The sequence below is a fragment of the Nocardia sp. NPDC052316 genome (genome assembly GCF_044547795.1).
Lineage (GTDB): Bacteria > Actinomycetota > Actinomycetes > Mycobacteriales > Mycobacteriaceae > Nocardia.
Genome location: NZ_JBIUBB010000003.1, coordinates 88,826 through 106,297 on the forward strand (window position 1 = coordinate 88,826; position 17,472 = coordinate 106,297).

Below are 17,472 nucleotides of genomic sequence, written 5' to 3' on the forward strand. Positions count from 1 at the left end.
TGCCAGGCGCGCCGCCCGGTAGCCCGCTCAACAGTCCGGCGACAGAAAGGCCCGCAGGTATCCCGCCGATTGCCGCAGATACATCCAGGTCCTCCAAGCGCAGGCCGGAGGCGCTCGGACTGGCCAGCATGGTCAGCTCGCCGTCGAAGCATTTCGCCACGATGTAGCGCGCCCGCGACACATGCGGGGTGTAGGTCACCACGATGAGATGCCGCCAGCCGAATTGCTGTGCGCGCCGCCCGATTTCGTGCGCCTCGCCGTCGGTGGTCCACGGGTCGGGGACGAAACAGCTGACGGTGAAGTCGAATCGGCCCGCGCAGTACCGATCCATCTCATGGTCGGCGAGGCCGGTGGACCGCGAAATCAGCAGTGTCGGAGCGTATCCGCGCTCCGCGAGGTCGAGCCCGACCTCGAAGCGTTCGTAGGCGGTGCCGCCGAGCACCACGATGGCATCGGCCTTGGGCACCAACCCGACGATACCGACAGGCCGGCTCCTGCCTCACCCGGGCGGAAAGATGTACAGCTTCTCCGGCATGATCCGCACGATCAGCCGCTCTGCATCGGGCTCGGGCGGCGGCGTCGCACCGTCCATGTACTTCGCGTACATCTGGTGCAGCAGCGTCTTGTCCGGGTCCTCGGTGATCTCCACCCGGCCGCGTACCTCCACGTACCTGCCGGAGGTCTTGCTGAGCACCAGCAGGCTGACGCGCGGGTCGCGCCGCATGTTGCGGGTCTTCAGCCGACCCTCGATCGTGCTGAACAGCAGCGTCTCGCCGTCGTAGTCGACGAAGATCACCGAGGACTGCGGGCGTCCGTCGGCGTTCGAGGTGGCCAGTATCGCGGCGTGCGGTCCGTCGATCAGGGCGCGCACGGTGTCCTCGAGGGGCACGGTCATCGTCGGTCTCCTTGTCGTGTGAATCCGGTTATGCAGACCACGAGCCGGGTGCGAAGGAATCGGGTGCCGCCGATTCTTTTTCCGATCTCGCCGGGTCTTATCTGGCGAGAGGCGCGCGGAGGCGGGCCGTCTACCGGAGAGGACCCGCGGATGACCGCAGCACCGGACGCCGATTTCACCCGCCGCACCCAGCCCTACCGGCGGGAACTGCTCGCGCACTGCTATCGGATGCTCGGCTCGGTGCACGACGCCGAGGACCTGGTCCAAGAGACCTACCTGCGTGCCTGGCGTTCCTTCGACGGCTTCCACGGGCGCTCCTCGATCCGCACCTGGCTGTACCAGATCGCGACCAATGCCTGCCTCACCGCGCTTGCGCACCGTGGTCGCCGGGTGCTGCCGTCCGGGCTCGGCGCCGCAGGCCACGATCCCGCCGCGGCACCGGCCATGGCGCCGCCGGGCACCCGATGGCTGCAACCGATGCCGGACGCGCTGGTGAGCGCGGAAGCGGCGGATCCGGCCAGTGTGGCAGTGACCCGAGACAGCCTGCGGCTCGCCCTCATCGCCTGCCTGCAGTACCTGAACGGCAGACAGCGCGCGGTCCTGCTGCTGCGTGACGTACTCGGCCTGCCTGCCGCGGAGGTCGCGACGATCCTGGACACCAGCACCGCGGCGGTCAAGAGCACCTTGCAGCGGGCGCGGGCGCGGCTGGCCGAAATCGCCACGGCCGCAGAGCAAGCGGCGGCGCCGACCGAGCCGGGTCAGCGGATGCTGCTCGCGGAGTACATGGCCGCCTTCCAGAACTCCGACGCGGCCGCCCTCGAACGGCTGCTGCACCGCGACGCCGTGCTCGAGATGCCGCCCACCCAGACCTGGTTCGCTGGTAAACGCACCTGTGTGGCTTATCTTGCGGCACAGGTGCTCGGCGTGCCGGGGGACTGGTTGCTGTATCCGACGTGTGCCAACGGGCAGCCCGCCGCCGTCGCGTATCTACGCGAAACCCCTGGCCGCTACCGGGCTTTCGGTGTCGCTGTGCTGACCACCACCGCCGACGCCATCAACAGGATCGCGGCCTTCTGTGATCCGGAATTGGTCACCACGTTCGGCTTTCCCGCCGAGATCGAACTCAGCGACACAGCTGGTCGAGGTGGTGCTTCAGCAATTCTCGAACACGTTCGGGCGGAATCTTTTCCGGGCGGATCAGCGACTGCACGGTGAGACCGTCCACGAAGATGTAGAGCCGTTCGGTCTCCCACCGCAGATCGAGATCGTCACGTAGCCGACCGCTCGCGGCCAGTTCGTCCAGCACCCAGGCGATGAGTTCGGCGGTGGCGTCATAGAGTTCGTCGCTGCTCCGGCGCAGCGCCGGTTCGGTGAGTACGCGGCCGAGGAACGCCAGCCAGACCGTGGTGACCGCGCGCTGGTGCGGGCCGGTCGGTAGCAGTCCGGTGAGCAGGATCTGTGCCGCACGGTCGCAGGGGTCCTCGGCCAGGTCGAGCTGCCGGATCCGGTCCATCATGCCTTCCCCGACCATGCCGAGGGAGAAGGCCAGCAGCTCGGACTGGGTGGAGAAGTAGTGCCGCAGGCTACCCATCGAGACGCCTGCCTCGGTGGCCACCTTCCGGACCGAGGCGTGCTCGAGCCCGTCGCGCTGGATGACTCGCCAGACGGCCTCGGCGATCGTCTGGCGCCGCTGCTGATGGGTCTGTTGGTCGACGGTTCGGGCCACCTCGTATTTGTAGCACGACTGTGTTAGTTTTCATTGGTAATACAGTCGTGCGGAGAAAGAGGGGGACGAGGATGCGGTGGTTCGGCGTACTGCTCGCGGTGACCGCCCTGCTGATGGGGGCCTGTGCCGGCGATCCGTCGCGGCAGCCGGAGTCGATCTGGTCGCCGTGTCAGGGCATGGCGGCCGACGGGCGGCCGTGGGAATGCGCGACGATCACCGCGCCTCGCGACCACCGCGATCCGGCGGCCGGCACCATCGAACTGGCACTGATCCGCACCCGCAGCGCCGATCCCGCGAAGCGTCTCGGCTCGCTGGTCTACAACCCCGGCGGCCCCGGTGGGTCCGGGCTGGAAACCGTTGTCGGCGTGGCGACCCGGTTCGCGCCCCTGCTCGAGCACTATGACCTGGTGTCCTGGGATCCGCGTGGTGTCGGTCGCAGCTCTGCGGTCGTCTGCTCGGATGGCGCACTGCCGGAACGCGTTCCGCGCACCGACGCCGAGTGGGCGGCCGTCGATGCGAGTAGCAGGGAGTTCACCGACTCCTGTGTCGCGGCGTCCGGCCCGATGCTGGCGCACATCGGTTTGTTCGATTCCGCGCGCGATATCGACCTGGTCCGTGCGGCGGTCGGCGACGACAAGCTCAACTACCTCGGCGTCTCCTACGGTGGCCAGCTCGGCGCCGCCTACGCCACGCTCTTCCCGCAGCGGGTCGGCCGCATGCTGCTCGACGCGCCGGGCACGCCGCTGCGCACCTTCCGGCAAAGCCTGCTCGACCAGTCCGCGGGCAGCGAGGCGGCGTTGCGTCAGTTCCTGGGTTTCTGTGTGGCCGAAGGGAACTGCCCGCTCGGACGGACGGAGCAGGAGGCGTTGGCGCAGGTGGACGCGTTCCTCGCTCGCGTCGAGGCGGCCCCGTTGCCCACCGAACGTGGCACGCCGCTCACCCGCTCGGTCGCGACGGCGGGCCTCGGCCTCGGGGCGGCCGCCCCGGAGATCTGGCCGCACCTGATCAACGCACTCGCCCAAGCCTTTTCGGGCAACGGCAACGAACTCATCGGTTACGCCGATCTTTTCGCCGGACGCCGACCCGACGGCTCACGCTCCAACTTCGCCTCGATCAACACCGCCGCGAACTGCGCCGACTATCCGGACTTCTACAGCATCGAGCAGATCCGCGAATTCATGCCCGAGTTCGCCGAGGTATCACCGCGTTTCGGTGAGCTGACCGGGCTACGACTGGCCGAGTGCGCGTACTGGCCGGTGCATGGGGTCGGTCGCGCTCCGATCAGTGGCGCGGGCGCCGCGCCCATCGTGTTGCTCGGCACCACCGGTGACCCGGAGGCGCCGATCGGCTGGGTAGCCGAGCTCGCGCAGGCGTTGGCCTCCGGTGTGCTGGTCACGTATCACGGTGCGGGGCATGGGGCCTACGGCGGTGTGAACAAATGCGTCGACCGGGTGGTGCACGCGTATCTGCGGGAGGGCGTCGTGCCGGAGCGCGGGACCGTCTGCCGGTAGGGACCTGGGCTCGGCGGCGGGTGTCGGCGGGGATTCCGACGGCCGGGATAGGTCCGCGCTACGCCTCGCGCACCCCGCGAGCGCGAGTCGGCGCGGACCCGACCGGTCGCTCGGTCCCAGTTCCGGGCGGTCGCGAGTCCGCACGACTCATTTCCTGCCCCACCACTGGCGGTGGTGGTCGCATCGACACAGCACGATGCCCGCCGTGGTTCAGTGCCGGATAAATAGCGAATAAACGTTCGTTATTCGGTGCCCGCCGCGCCGTACAACCGATCGATGGTCGGCGGCGCCAGCCCTGCGCGTAGGAAGATCTCGGCGGCCTCCCGCAACTCCTGCTCGGCGGCCTCCCGCAACTCCTGCTCGGCGGGCTCCCGCTGCCCCCGTGCCGCCAGCGCCGCGGCGTGCAACGCCATCGCCCGCGCCCGATCGATCGGGTCCGCGGCCTTGGTGAGCAGCTGTAGCGCACCGGCCGCCTGCGTCTGCGCCTCGACCACATTGCCTGCCTGCAACTGGATCTGCGCCAGCCTGGTGCGTGCCCAGCCTTCCCACAGTCGCACGCCGTTGCGCTGCGCCGCGCGCACCGCCTCGGTGCCGAGTTCGATCGCGCGCGGGTGCTCACCGCGCATCGACAAGGTGGCGGCCAATTCATGCGTGGCCCAGCCGAGCGCCACCGGGTTGGACGATTCCCGCGCGAGCGCGATGGCCCGCTCGGCCACCGCCACCGCCTGGTCGTATTGCCCTGCCTCGCAGTAGGTTCGGGTGACCAGTGCCAGGCACCACGCCTCCATGGAGCGGTCGCCGAGTGCGCGGGTGAGCTGGGTGGCGTGCTCGAAATGCCGATGCGAGGCGTCCGCCTCACCCAGCCGTCGCGCCGCGATGCCGAGCAGCACCGACGCGAGCACCGACAGCCTGCGGTCGACATCGGTCGCCGGCGGACCGGACACCGCGCGTAGATGGGGCAGGCTGGCCTCGACCTCGCCGAGTCCGACCTGCAGCAGCGCGCCGAGTGCGGTCCTGATCCGTCGCTCCGCGGCCAGGTTGTCGGCCGCGATGGCGGCCTCCAGCAGCGATTCCAGCGCGCGGGAGAGCTCGCGGGCGCCGGTGCCCGCGTCCATCAGCTCGGCCATCACCCAGGCGAGGTCGGCCGCCACCTCGAGTGCGCGGCCACCGACCCGTGCCGCCTGCTGATGCAGCGCGATGACGACCGGCCGCTCGATGTCGTTCCACGCCTGGCCATCCGAGCCACTGGCGAACGCTCGGCCTGGAACCTCGGTCGCGACGAGCAGCCGCGTCGTATTGCTGTAGTCGATCGCGCTGAGCAGATTCTTCGCGCTGGCCAGGTGGTAGTCGAGAACCCGCACCAGCACGGCGGATTCGTCCTCGTCGGCGACGCAGCGCGCGAAAAGCCGCAGTAGATCGTGGAAGCGGTAGCGGCCGGGCGCGGTGGTCTCCAACAGGCTGAGGTCGACCAGGGACTCGCAGACCTCCTCCGCGTCGAGCTCGGAGCTGCCGAGTACCGCCGCGATGGCGCCGATCGACAGATCGGGCACCTCGGCCAGGGCAAGTGTGCGAAATGCCTTGGCCTGCTCGGCAGTCAACTGTCCGTAGCCGAGCCGGAACGCCGCTTCGACGGCCAGCTCGCCCGTCTTCAGCACACTCAGCCTGCTCTGCTCGTCGGCAAGTCGGTCCGCGAACGACGCGATCGTCCACTGCGGCCGCACCGCGAGCCGAGCGCCGACAATGCGCACCGCCAGCGGCAGCAGACCGCAGTGCGCGACCACCGCGCGAGCCGACTCCACCTCGGCCGCAACACGATCCGCGCCGAGGATACGGACGAGCAAGGCCATCGCCTCCGCCGTTTCGAGCACATCGAGCCGGGTGCGGGTCACGGCGGGCAGCTCGGTCAGCGCGGACCGGCTGGTGATCAGCACCGCCGACCCGGCAAGCAGCGGTGCGACCTGCGCGTAGTCCCTGGCATTGTCGAGCACCATCAGTATCCGCTTGCCGGACAAGCGCGTTCGCAATTCCGCCGCACGATCCTCGACGGTGGACGGGATGTCCCCTTCGGCAACGCCGAGCGCGCGCAGAAAGCCACCGAGTACGGCTCCCGGGGGCGTGGGGACCGGGTCGACCCCGTGCAGATTCGCGTACAACTGCCCATCCGGGAACCGATCCCGCACTCGATGCGCGACATGCAGCGCGAGAGTCGTCTTGCCGACACCGCCCATCCCGCCGACCGCCGAGATCGCCACCGCACTCCCCGCCCCGGTCAGCTGCGCCGCCAGTTCGTCGACCAGCCGGGCACGACCGGTGAAGTCGGCAATGTCCGGTGGTAATTGGGCGGGCACCGGTTCGGTGCGGCGGTCGGTCATGGGTGGGAACCCGGTCGTGGCATGGGGTGCGGGCGGGGTGTAAAGCTCGGTCCCTGCGCGGGGTTCGGTCGTTGTGCCGCGCTCGTTTGCGGCGTGCGGCTCGGTGGTCGTGCCGAGCTGGTGGGCGGGGTGCGGCTCGGTGGTCGTGCCGAGCTGGTGGGCGGGGTGCGGCTCGGTGGTCGTGCCGAGCTGGTGGGCGGCGTGCGGCTCGGTGGTCGTGCCGAGCTCGATTGCGGCCTGCGGCTCGGTGGTCGCGCCGAGCTCGATTGCGGCATGGGGCTCGGTCATTGCCCGCGGCTGGGCGGTGCCACGGAGCTCGGGCATGGTGCCGCGCAGAATCCGCTCGTGCAGCACCGTCAGCTCCGGCCCCGGCTCGACGCCGACGCCGTCCACCAACGCTCGGCGGGCCTTGGCGTAGGCGTCGAGGGCGTCGGACTGGCGGCCACAGTGGTACAGCGCGGTCATCAGCAGCGCCCGGAACCGTTCGCGCAGTGGATGTTCGTCGATCAACGGACCGAGGTCGGCGACCGCGGCAGCGCTGTGACCGGTCTCGATGTCGAGCGCGAGACGATCCTCCAGGATGGCCAGCCGCCACTGCTCCAGCCGGGAGCGTTGCCGCTCGGCGAACGGGCCGGGCAGCCCACTCAGCGCGGGCCCATGCCACTTGCCCAGTGCGGCAACCAGTTTCGCCCGCGCCGCAGCGGGATCGTGGTCGCGGAGCTGTCCGGCGGCTGCGACGAGCCGCTCGACTTGCGCCACATCGGTCGCCTCGGGGGGTACGCGCAGCGCATAGCCGTCCCCGATGGTCACCAGCACCGTCGACGGGCCGCGCGCCGTCCGCTCGGGCTCCAACGTCCGGCGCAGCTGCGCGACATGGGTGCGCAGCGCGGCGAGCGCGCGCGGCACCGGTCGCTCACCCCAGATGCCCTCCACCAATTCGGCGGCCGTCACCGCGCTGCCGGCCCGCAAGAGCAGGGCAGCCAGCACGGCTCGACGCTGAGGCGGGCCCAGCGGCAGCGGCGCCTCCCCGCGCCACGCCCTGACCTCGCCCAATACTACGAATCGCACAAATCGACCTCCCGAACGCTGGGAGTTTATCGCCGCCCTCACCCGCGCTGGCGCGCACCGTCGCGGCGCACCGCCGTCGGTGTGGTGCCCCACCATCGTCGGCAGCAGCGGGTGAAGGTCGACTGCTCGGACAGGCCGAGGACGGAGGCGACCTGGCTCATCGGCATGTCGGTGGTGGTGAGGTAGCGCAGGGCTTCGTCGCGACGCACGTCGTCCAGGATGGCGGCGAACGAGGTGCCCTCTGCGGCTAGTCTGCGCTGCAAGGTGCGCGGATGCACGGTCAATAACCGTGCCACGGCAGTGATTTCGGGTGCGAGGGTGCCGAGCAGTTGCCGCACGGTGGCCCGTACCTTGGGCACGATCGAGGCGTCGATGCCGCCGGCCTGTTCCGCCAGGAAAGCCATCGCCAGGCGGTGCAGATTGTGGTCGCCGCCGCTCAGCGGCAGGGTCGGCAGATTTCGCGGTACGCGCAGCGCGGCGTATGGGCGGTTCGTTCGCACCGGTGCGTCGAAGAATTCCTCGTAGCGGGCGATCGGCACCGTCGGACGGTAGGGCAACTCGACCGAGAGCAGCCCGTAGCGGTCGTCGGCCAGCCGCTGAATGGTGTGGTGTACGAACGCGAGTCCGAGATCGGTGGCCTGAATGGGCGACGGCAACCCTGGCTCGACGCCGTATCGCAGTGCGATCACGCCGCGATCCCCGTACGGGTCCGGCTCCGTGGTCAGGGTGAGTGAGCGGGCGTGCAGGAACAGGTAGCGCGCCGAGCATTCCAGCACGTGGGTCAGCGACGGCGAGTTCCGGATGGCCAAGGCCAGCGGGCCGAGCATGTCGAGGTCTTGCCTGCGCGAGATGCGCAAGCCGAGGTCGGGGCAGTCCAATCGCTGCGCGGCCAGGTCCAGCACCGCGGCCAGCGCTTGGTCGGGGACGAGGAGGTCGTCGGTGTCGAGCGCGGCGATCGGTAGTCCGCAGGCGGTGGCGAACTGCTCGGCATCGCCGCCCAGTTCCGCCACGGTCGCGCGGAAGCCGCGCAGGCCGGCCGAGCGGATCACCGTCATGTCGCCCAGAATCAAATAGTTGTCGCGCAAAGTCAAGAATGCGGGTCCGCGCGGTCTCACACTGGAGCTATGAACGAGACCGCCGCAGCCCCCGAACACCTCGATGTCGTGATCGTCGGCGCCGGACTGTCCGGCATCGGCGCCGCCTACCGGCTGCAGACCGAGTGCCGCGGCAAGACCTACGCCATCCTCGAGGCGCGCGCGGCGATGGGCGGCACCTGGGATCTGTTCCGCTATCCCGGCATCCGGTCGGACTCCGACATGTTCACCCTCGGCTACCCGTTCAAGCCGTGGCGCGATGCCAAATCGATCGCCGACGGGCCGTCGATTCGCCGGTATATCACCGAGACCGCCACCGAGTTCGGTATCGACCGGCACATCCGCTATCAGACCAAGGTGGTCGCCGCCGACTGGTCGAGCGAAAATGCCCGCTGGACACTGACTGTGGCGGAGCGCGACGCGGCAGGCGAGGTATCGCAGCGCGAGCTGACGTGCAGTTTCTTGTACGCGTGCGCGGGTTACTACGACTACGACCGCGGCTATACGCCTGAATTCCCTGGCCGCGCTTCGTTTTCCGGCCAGGTGGTGCACCCGCAGTTCTGGCCCGAAGACCTCGACTACACCGGTAAACGCGTTGTCGTGATCGGCAGCGGCGCCACCGCGGTCACCCTGGTGCCCTCGATGGCCGGGCAGGCCGAGCGGGTGACCATGCTGCAGCGCAGCCCGACCTGGATCAGCGCGGTCCCCGGCCGGGACAAGTACGCGGACAAGATTCGGGAGCTGCTGCCGCCGAAGCTGGCGCACCGGGTGATTCGCACCAAGAACATCCTGTTCACCATCGGCTTCTACCAGTACTGCCGTCGCCGCCCGGCGGCCGCGCGCAAACTTCTCACCGCGTTGACCACACGAATCCTGAAGGACAAAAGCCTGGTGGCCGAGCACTTCACGCCCACCTACAACCCGTGGGACCAGCGCCTGTGCGCCGTTCCCGACGCCGACTTCTTCAAGGCGATGAAGAAGGGGAAGGCCGAGGTCGTCACCGACCACATCGATACCTTTGTGCCGGAAGGCATTCGGCTGAAGTCCGGCCGAATCCTGGCGGCCGACATCGTGGTCACCGCCACCGGCCTGCAGATGCTGCCTTTCGGCGGCATCGTCCCGCGCGTCGACGGCAGGCCGATCGCCCTCGCCGACCAGTTCATCTGGCAGGGCGCCATGCTGACCGGACTGCCCAACTTCGCCGTCTGCGTCGGCTACACCAATGCCTCCTGGACGCTGCGCGCCGACCTCAGCTCCCGCCTGGTCTGCAAGATCCTCAACCACATGGACCGCCGCGGTTACGCCGCCGTCGTCCCCGAGCCCGACGGCAAAATCGCCGAACAACCGCTGCTGGAACTGGCCGCAGGCTATATCCAGCGCTCGATCGACGACTTCCCCCGCCAAGGCGACCGCCACCCCTGGAAAGTCCGCCAGAACTACCTGATCGACTCGGCGACCACCCTGCGCACCGACCTGAACAAAACCCTCACCGCCACCCCCAAATCCGCTGTGCGCGAGCCGGTCCCGGCCGCAGCCCGCTGACCGCTCTACCGGACGGCACTCGCGTAGAACGCGGTCCATCACCGAGGTGGCAGCACTCGCCGGCCCGCCACCGCCTCAATGTTGAGGACTTCACCGGCGAGCCGCTGCGCTCGAATTGCCGGTCGCAGGCGGCCGGCATAATCGCGGTTTGCAAACCAGAGGTACGGAATTTCCGATCGAATAATCCTGATGTCACAGGTTTTGCACCGACACCCCCGGGTATCGACCATTCGCCGTGAAATAGACGCGGTGCACCACTCCCACGAGATCACTGTTGATCGAAAGGAGAGGATTCACATGGCAACACCCAGGAAAATCGGCGTTATTTCGGCCGTCGCGGCCGCGATTGCCGCGCCGCTGCTTGCCGCACAACCTGCGGTGGCCGAACCGCTCGGCGGCTGGTGCCCCGGCGGTGAGATGCGATTCAACACCAATCCGGTCGGGATGAATACTGTGCCGGTGCGCGCGGGCTTCCAGGGCAACTTCGGCGGCTGCACGGGCACGCCCGCGGCCGACGTCGTCTTCCGCAGCGAGTTCAACGGAAATGCGAGCTGCAACGACGCCCTCGGCTTCCTGGAGGGCACCCTGGAATGGGCGAACGGCGAAACCAGCCGTGTTGCCGGTCAATGGCATGTGCCGGGCGGTAACCCCGCCGCCGCCGTCACGAACACGTTGAACATCGTGGACGGACCCGGAGCGGGCGGCAAGCTGCACGTCGACCAGGCCCCGGTGGACAGCCAGCCCCTGGTCAACGCCTGCATGAACGCCACGATGCAAGGTGGCCGCATCCCCGTCAACACCCTGCACTTCAACTGAGCCTCCGATAGGTGGCCCCGGCGCGAGACTGGCCCTGTCAGCTCCGCCGGGGTTACGGGCCGATCAGGCGACGCCGATCGAGCTGAGGAGCATCGGTAGCGCGTTCTGCATGTGGACCTTCCATGCGGCCCAGTTGTGGCCCTGGGCGGGAACGTAGCGTTCGTCCACTCAGGCACCGAGTTCTTGGAGGCGGTCGACGAAGCGATAGTTCTGTTCGTAGGCAAGGGATTCGACGGCGTCGCCCTTGCCGTAGGAGACGAACAGCGGGATGCCGGTGAGTTCGGCAGCCTGGCTGTAGGGGTTGTTGGCGACCCAGATGTTGCGATGCTCTCGATAGTCGCCCCATACTCGTTTCCAGTCCGCGGCGCAGCCCTGCCGGGCTTGTCGGGTTCGCCAGGGGCGCCGGAGTCGTGCAGTGGGTCGACGTTTCCGCTGAAGGAAGCGGCTGAGGAGAACCAACCCTGGTGGGCGGCGGCGAATTTCATGGCGCCGAGGCAGCCCATGGAGTTACCCGCGAAGGCCCGGGTGGTGTTGGCGTGGTAGGTGGATTCGAGGATGGTACGCACGTCGTCGAGCAGGTACCGCTCCCAGGCGGGCGGACCGCCGCGGCCGTCGTTGTACCAGTCGGAATAGGCACTGCACCAGCAGGTTTCGGGAAGTACGAAGATCGCGTCCTTGCCTGCGGTGAGCGCCGCGAGGTCGCCTTTGTCGGTCCAGGATTTGTGGTCGTCGAAGCCGCCGTGCAGCACCCAGACGGTGGGCCAGCTGCGCGAGGATTCCTTGGTCCACCCGGGCGGCAGCAGCAGGCGGACCACCTTCACCGACCAGTCGGGTCCCTCCAGATTGGGGGAGGAGATACCGATATCGAGGATGCGGTCGCTGACCCTGGCTTCCCAGCGCACCGTGCCCGCGGCCGCCGCGGCCGGTGCGTCGACGGCGAAAGGCACAGCGAGGCTGGCGATTACGGTGGCGATTGCCAGAATGATTCTGCTGAGTCGTGGCAACGGGTGTTCCGCCGAATGGTCTTGCTGGTCAGCGCATCTCGGCCGGAGTGCACCCGACCCGTCGGGGCCGCTATCGCCTCCGGCACAGTGGTGCGCATGCGTATAGCGGTGTACCTCGCCCATCCCCGGGCCGACAGCTTCAACAAGGCCCTCTTCGATGCGGTCGTACACGAACTGCGCACCCGAGCGGTGGAGGTCGTGCCGCACGACCTGTACGCGGAGGGCTTCGATCCGATGTCGGCGGCGGCGGAGACCGATACCGTGCACGCCACCCGGTCCGGTGACGAGCTGGTCCGGCAACACCAGAACGAACTGGCAGAGCTCGACGCCGTGATTTTTGTGCACCCGAACTGGTGGGGCATGCCGCCCGCGATCTTGACGGGCTGGGTGCAGCGGGTGCTCACGCCCGCCGTGGCCTACAAACTGGACGGCGCCTCCGGTCGGCCGATCGGACTGCTGCGGTTGCGGCGCGCCTTGGTGCTCAACACCTCCGACACCACCATCGAACGCGAGCGCGACGTCTTCGGCGACCCGTTGCAGCAGATCTGGGCGGCCTGCGTGCTGCCTTACGTCGGCGTGGACGATGTCCGCCGCACAGTCTTCCGAATGGTCACCGACTCCACCGACGAGACGCGCGCCGCCTGGCTGCGCGAAGCCCGCGAACTGGCCGCCGCCCTCGCGTCGGAGGGCTAGCCCGGCTTGTGGTCGGCGGCCGGCCGATGTGTCCTGATTGTTATCTGGAACAACAAATTGGTCGCTTGAACAGGTTGTGCTGTGGGTCACAGTCGAATATGTTGCAGCGAACAACATTCGCTCGACCTCGACCGCCCGGGCACGCCGGGGCGGTGGTTCCACGAAAGGCCCCCTCATGCGTAAGGGCATTCTCGGCGTCGCGGCCGTCTCGGTCGCCGCGCTCACCTCCTTGACTTTGACTGCTTGCGGTGACGACTCGACGGGTTCGGGGGGTGGCGGAGCCAAGATCGGGGTGATCCTGCCGGACAGCAAGACCTCGGCAAGGTGGGAGACGGCGGACCGGAAGTACCTGCAGCAGGCCTTCGATGCCGCGGGCGTCAAGGCCGACATCCAGAACGCGCAGGGCGACAAGAACGCCTTCCAGACGATCGCCGATCAGATGATGACCAACGGCGCGTCGGTGCTGCTGATGACGAACCTGGACAGCGGCACCGGCAAGGCCGTCATCCAGAAGGCGAAGGCGCAGGGCGTCACGGTCATCGACTACGACCGGCTCACGCTGGGCGGCGGCGCCCAGTTCTACGTGTCCTTCGACAACGTGAAGGTCGGCAGCCTGCTCGGCGAGGGCGTCGCGAAGTGCCTGACCGACAAGAACGCCGCCAATCCCGTTGTCGCCTACCTGAACGGTGGGCCGACCGACAACAACGCGACCCTGCTGAAGACCGGCTACGACGCGGTGCTGAAGCCGAAGTTCGACGCGGGTCAGTACACGAAGGGCCCGGATCAGGCGGTACCGGAATGGGATAACACCCAGGCGGGCACCATCTTCGAGCAGATGCTCACCAGCCAGCCGAACATCGGCGGCGTGGTGGCGGCCAACGACGGTCTCGCCAATGCCGCGATCTCGGTGCTGAAGAAGCAGAAGCTCAACGGACAGGTTCCGGTGAGCGGCCAGGACGCCACGGTGCAGGGCCTGCAGAACGTCCTCAAGGGCGACCAGTGCATGACCGTGTACAAGGCGATCAAGAAGGAAGCCGAGGCGGCGGCGGAGCTGGCCATCGCGCTGACCAAGGGCCAGCCGGGTCACGCGAACGGCAAAGTGCAGGACCCCGAGGCCAAGACCGACGTGCCCTCGGTGTTGCTGGAGCCCAAGCCGATCTACGCGCAGCAGGTGAAAGACGTTGTCGCGGACGGCTATGTGACCAAGGCCGAGCTGTGCACCGGCGAGATCGCGAAACTCTGCGCCGACAACGGCATCTGATCGCATTTGCGCCCCTTCCGCCTTCTCGATGAGGGGACGGCGGAGGGGGCACCTTCTCAGGAGCAGCACCATGAATGAAGCATCGCGCAGCGATTCGACGAAGGGCGGTGGCCGGGCGATGGGTGGGCCCGATACTCCCGTAGTCGAATTACGCGGCCTGGAAAAGAGTTTCGGGCCGGTCCATGTCTTGCACAACGTCGCCTTCGCCGCCTACCCGGGTGAGGTGACCGCACTGGTCGGTGACAACGGGGCCGGAAAGTCCACGCTCGTCAAGTGCATCGGCGGCACCCACCCGATCGATGCGGGCGAATTCTTGTTCGAGGGCAAGCCCGTTCAGGTGCACAGCCCACGCGACGCGGCCGCGCTCGGCATCGAGATCGTGTACCAGGATCTGGCGCTCTGCGACAACCTCGACATCGTCCAGAACATGTTTCTCGGCCGGGAGAAGAAAACCGGGATCGTGCTCGACGAGTACGCGATGGAGGAGCTGGCCGGAAAGACCTTGGCGAGCCTGTCCGTTCGGACGGTCAAGAGCGTGCGGCAGCAGGTGTCGAGCCTGTCCGGCGGCCAGCGGCAGACGGTGGCGATCGCCAAGGCCGTGCTGTGGAACAGCAAGGTGGTGATCCTGGACGAGCCGACCGCCGCGCTCGGCGTCGCGCAGACCCAGCAGGTGCTCGAGCTGGTGCGCAGGCTGGCCGACCGCGGGCTCGCGGTGGTGCTGATCTCGCACAACATGAACGACGTTTTCGCGGTCTCGGACCGCATCGCGGCGCTGTACCTCGGCCGGATGGCCGCCCAGGTCCGCACCTCCGACGTGACCCACGGGCAGGTCGTCGAACTGATTACGGCGGGCCGCAGCGGCGCACTGGGCCTGGACGCGAATGGAGCAAGAGGATGAGCGAGCGCAGCGAGCGAACAATGAGCACAGCCGCCCTGGCGGTTATGCCGGAGCTGAGCGCTAGCGAGGCGCAGGCATGAGCGCCACCTTGACTGAAAAACCTGCTACGGCACCGGTTTCCGAGTTGGTGAACACCTACGTCGGGCGAGTGCGCAGCGGCGACATGGGCGCGCTGCCTTCGGTCCTCGCGCTGGTTATCCTGTCCTGTGTCTTCTGGGCCGCGCGTCCGGTCTTCATGTCCGAGGCCAACTTCGCGAACCTGTTCACCCAGGGCGCGGCGATCGCGGTGATCGCGATGGGCCTGATCTTCGTGCTGCTGCTCGGCGAGATCGACCTGTCCGCGGGTTTCACCAGTGGCGTCTGCGCGGCGGTGCTCGCGGTGTTGCTCACCGACCGCGGCTGGCCCTGGTACGCGGCGGTCGTGGTGTCGCTGCTCACCGGGGTGCTGATCGGGTTGACGATCGGCACCATCGTGGTGAAGATCGGCATCCCGTCGTTCGTGGTGACGCTCGCGGCTTTCCTTGCGCTGCAAGGTGTCGCGCTGAAGATCATGGACAACGGCCGCAACATCTCCATTCGCGACGACACCATCCTCGCCATCGCGAACAAGAACGTCCCACCCCTGCTCGGCTGGTTGATGTACGCCGTGCTGGTCGCGGGGTTCGCGTTCGTGCAATACCGAAAACTGCGGGCGCGCACCAAACTCGGCCTCACCGGGGAGACCGCCCCGGTGATCGCGGCGCGGATCGTGGCGGTCGCGGTGGTGCTCGGCATCGCGGTGCTCGTGCTGAACGGCGAACGCAGCCGCAACCCGGAGATGCACTCGCTCAAGGGCATGCCGATCGTGGTTCCGCTGATCGCGATCCTGTTGCTGGTCTGGACCTTCGTGCTCAATCGCACGTCGTTCGGCAGGCACATCTACGCGGTCGGCGGCAACGCCGAGGCCGCTCGGCGCGCGGGCATCACCGTGGATCGGGTGAAAATCACTGCCTTCGTGCTGTGTTCGACCATGGCGGCGGTCGGCGGCCTGATCGCGGCCTCCCGCGCCAACTCCGTCGACCCCAACACCGGCGGCAGCAGCGTCTTGTTGCTCGCGGTCGGCGCGGCGGTGATCGGCGGCACCAGCCTGTTCGGTGGCCGAGGTCGCATGCTGGACGCGGTGCTCGGCGCCGCCGTGGTCGCGGTGATCGACAACGGTATGGGCCTGATGGGCTACAGCGCGGGCACGAAATTCGTTGTGACAGGATTCGTGCTGCTCTTGGCGGCCGGAGTAGACGCCTTGTCGCGTAAACGAACGCTACTTCGTAGATAACCCATTCCGCGGCGAAGGACGGTGAATGCGCGCAGCCCCCTCTCCTGATGAGATCCGCAAGAGCAATCTGGCTGTGCTGCTCCGGCACGTCCATCGTGACGGTCCGGTCTCGCGGGCCACGCTCGCGGAGCGAATGGGGCTGAACCGCAGCACCATTCTGGCGTTGACGGCCGACCTCGCCGCGGTAGGGCTCGTGCGTGAGGAACTGCCGGGGCAGACCGGCAAGGCGGGGCGCCCGTCGCTGGTCGTGCGGCCGGAATCCGAGCGGGTCTATGTCATCGCGCTCGACGTCGGCGCCGACCGGCTCGCCGCTGCTCGCGTCGGTTTGGGTGGTTCGGTCCTCGATCAGGTCGAAACCACCCGGCCGCGCGGCACTTTCGATCCGGAAGATGTGATCGCCACGCTGGCAGGCATGGCCCGCGACATGATCGGCAAGGCCGCTCGCGACGCCGTGTGCGTCGGTGTCGGCGTGGCCTTTTGCGGGATGGTGCGCGAGGAGGACGGCGTCGTCCGGTACGGGCCGAACATCGGCTGGGTCGATGTTCCATTCGGCGCGAGCCTGACTCGGGAGCTCGACCTCGGCCTGCGGGTGGTCGTCGGCAACAACGCCAACCTCGGCGCGCTGGCCGAGCGGGAGCGCGGCGTCGCCGCGGGGCTGTCCGACCTGATCTATCTGCACGGTGACGTCGGCATCGGGGCGGGCATCATCATGGGCGGCCAGTTGCTCGGCGGGGAGGGCGGCTACGCCGGCGAGGTCGGCCACATGATCGTCAACCGGAACGGCCGGGCCTGCGCCTGTGGGTCGCACGGCTGTCTCGAGGTCGAGGCGGGCGAGCTCGGCTTGATCGCCGCCGCGGGCCGGGCCGACCCGCCGGGCCGGGCCGCCGTCGAGGCCATCGTGGAGGCCGCGGCGCGCGGTGACTCGACGGCCAGGGACGCACTGCACCAGGTGGGCGACTGGCTCGGCTACGGCGTGGCCAACCTGGTCAATATCTTCAACCCGTCGATGGTGGTCTTCGGCGGCGTGCTACGCGAGATCTACCTCGCCTCCGCGGCGCAGGTGCGCAGCCGGGTCGCGGTCGACGCTTTGCTCGCGGTCCGCGAACGGGTGCGGCTGCGCACCTCCGCCCTCGGCGGCGACGCGACCCTGATCGGCGCCGCGGAGCTGGCCTTCACCGAGGTACTCACCGACCCCGTGCAGACGCTGGCCAGAATCGCCGCGACCCGCGCCTGAAACCGGGTGCGGCCTCGCGCATTCGCGCTCGCAAGCGCCCCGAGCG

The 17,472-nt window shown here is 68.3% G+C and carries 14 protein-coding genes and 2 pseudogenes; 9 read left to right on the forward strand and 7 right to left on the reverse strand.

Annotated features, from left to right (window positions below; translation table 11 throughout):
* Window positions 1-27 precede the first annotated feature (27 nt).
* Both ACIHA7_RS13195 and ACIHA7_RS13200 read right to left on the reverse strand, forming a co-directional pair.
* Window positions 28-457: pseudogene (locus ACIHA7_RS13195) on the reverse strand (YdcF family protein); the annotation flags it as partial.
* 42 nt (window positions 458-499) lie between these two features.
* Window positions 500-895 (reverse strand): PPOX class F420-dependent oxidoreductase, encoded by a 396-nt coding sequence (locus tag ACIHA7_RS13200; RefSeq protein ID WP_397288945.1) that lies wholly within the window; start codon window positions 893-895, stop codon window positions 500-502.
* A 150-nt stretch (window positions 896-1,045) separates the two neighbouring features.
* On the opposite strand from ACIHA7_RS13200, the gene ACIHA7_RS13205 reads away from it, so the two are divergent.
* Window positions 1,046-2,110 carry an RNA polymerase subunit sigma-70 gene (locus tag ACIHA7_RS13205; RefSeq protein WP_397288947.1) on the forward strand — a complete coding sequence of 355 codons (1,065 nt, stop codon included), beginning with the start codon at window positions 1,046-1,048 and terminating at the stop codon, window positions 2,108-2,110.
* On the opposite strand, the gene ACIHA7_RS13210 is transcribed toward ACIHA7_RS13205, so the two are convergent.
* On the reverse strand, window positions 2,019-2,621 hold the full coding sequence (locus tag ACIHA7_RS13210) for a TetR/AcrR family transcriptional regulator (protein WP_397288949.1): 603 nt from the start codon (window positions 2,619-2,621) through the stop codon (window positions 2,019-2,021). The two genes, ACIHA7_RS13205 and ACIHA7_RS13210, sit on opposite strands and share 92 nt — an antisense overlap.
* A 71-nt stretch (window positions 2,622-2,692) precedes the next feature.
* On the opposite strand from ACIHA7_RS13210, the gene ACIHA7_RS13215 reads away from it, so the two are divergent.
* The gene (locus tag ACIHA7_RS13215) at window positions 2,693-4,132 is read left to right on the forward strand and encodes an alpha/beta hydrolase (protein ID WP_397288951.1); all 1,440 of its coding nucleotides are present in this window, start codon (window positions 2,693-2,695) and stop codon (window positions 4,130-4,132) included.
* Window positions 4,133-4,374: 242 nt separating this feature from the next.
* Here ACIHA7_RS13215 and ACIHA7_RS13220 read toward each other — a convergent pair whose 3' ends face one another.
* Window positions 4,375-7,668 (reverse strand): AfsR/SARP family transcriptional regulator, encoded by a 3,294-nt coding sequence (locus ACIHA7_RS13220; protein ID WP_397288953.1) that lies wholly within the window; start codon window positions 7,666-7,668, stop codon window positions 4,375-4,377.
* Complete coding sequence (locus ACIHA7_RS13225) at window positions 7,611-8,663, reverse strand: AraC family transcriptional regulator (RefSeq protein ID WP_397288955.1); 1,053 nt, start codon at window positions 8,661-8,663, stop codon at window positions 7,611-7,613. Before ACIHA7_RS13225 ends, ACIHA7_RS13220 begins: the two co-directional genes overlap by 58 nt.
* A gap of 33 nt (window positions 8,664-8,696) precedes the next feature.
* On the opposite strand from ACIHA7_RS13225, the gene ACIHA7_RS13230 reads away from it, so the two are divergent.
* Window positions 8,697-10,208 (forward strand): flavin-containing monooxygenase, encoded by a 1,512-nt coding sequence (locus tag ACIHA7_RS13230; protein ID WP_397288957.1) that lies wholly within the window; start codon window positions 8,697-8,699, stop codon window positions 10,206-10,208.
* Window positions 10,209-10,505: 297 nt separating this feature from the next.
* Window positions 10,506-11,024, forward strand: a complete 519-nt coding sequence (locus ACIHA7_RS13235) for a hypothetical protein (RefSeq protein ID WP_397290837.1) — start codon at window positions 10,506-10,508, stop codon at window positions 11,022-11,024.
* A gap of 168 nt (window positions 11,025-11,192) precedes the next feature.
* Here ACIHA7_RS13235 and ACIHA7_RS13240 read toward each other — a convergent pair whose 3' ends face one another.
* Window positions 11,193-11,483 carry a hypothetical protein gene (locus ACIHA7_RS13240; RefSeq protein ID WP_397290839.1) on the reverse strand — a complete coding sequence of 97 codons (291 nt, stop codon included), beginning with the start codon at window positions 11,481-11,483 and terminating at the stop codon, window positions 11,193-11,195.
* Window positions 11,484-11,497: 14 nt separating this feature from the next.
* Window positions 11,498-12,151 (reverse strand): annotated as a pseudogene (locus ACIHA7_RS13245) (alpha/beta hydrolase-fold protein); the annotation flags it as partial.
* Between ACIHA7_RS13245 and ACIHA7_RS13250 the strand changes: the two are divergent.
* From ACIHA7_RS13250 to ACIHA7_RS13270, 5 genes are all read left to right on the forward strand, one after another.
* Window positions 12,125-12,721: an NAD(P)H-dependent oxidoreductase gene (locus ACIHA7_RS13250; RefSeq protein WP_397288959.1), complete on the forward strand. Its 597-nt coding sequence runs from the start codon at window positions 12,125-12,127 to the stop codon at window positions 12,719-12,721. The pseudogene ACIHA7_RS13245 and the gene ACIHA7_RS13250 sit on opposite strands and share 27 nt — an antisense overlap.
* Before the next feature lie 175 nt (window positions 12,722-12,896).
* A complete protein-coding gene (locus ACIHA7_RS13255) occupies window positions 12,897-13,982 on the forward strand; it encodes a sugar ABC transporter substrate-binding protein (protein ID WP_397288961.1) in 1,086 nt (361 codons plus the stop codon).
* 118 nt (window positions 13,983-14,100) lie between these two features.
* Complete coding sequence (locus ACIHA7_RS13260) at window positions 14,101-14,880, forward strand: ATP-binding cassette domain-containing protein (protein WP_397290738.1); 780 nt, start codon at window positions 14,101-14,103, stop codon at window positions 14,878-14,880.
* 76 nt (window positions 14,881-14,956) lie between these two features.
* Window positions 14,957-16,192 carry a sugar ABC transporter permease gene (locus ACIHA7_RS13265; protein WP_397288963.1) on the forward strand — a complete coding sequence of 412 codons (1,236 nt, stop codon included), beginning with the start codon at window positions 14,957-14,959 and terminating at the stop codon, window positions 16,190-16,192.
* A 25-nt stretch (window positions 16,193-16,217) separates the two neighbouring features.
* Complete coding sequence (locus tag ACIHA7_RS13270) at window positions 16,218-17,426, forward strand: ROK family protein (RefSeq protein ID WP_397288966.1); 1,209 nt, start codon at window positions 16,218-16,220, stop codon at window positions 17,424-17,426.
* Window positions 17,427-17,472: the final 46 nt, after the last annotated feature.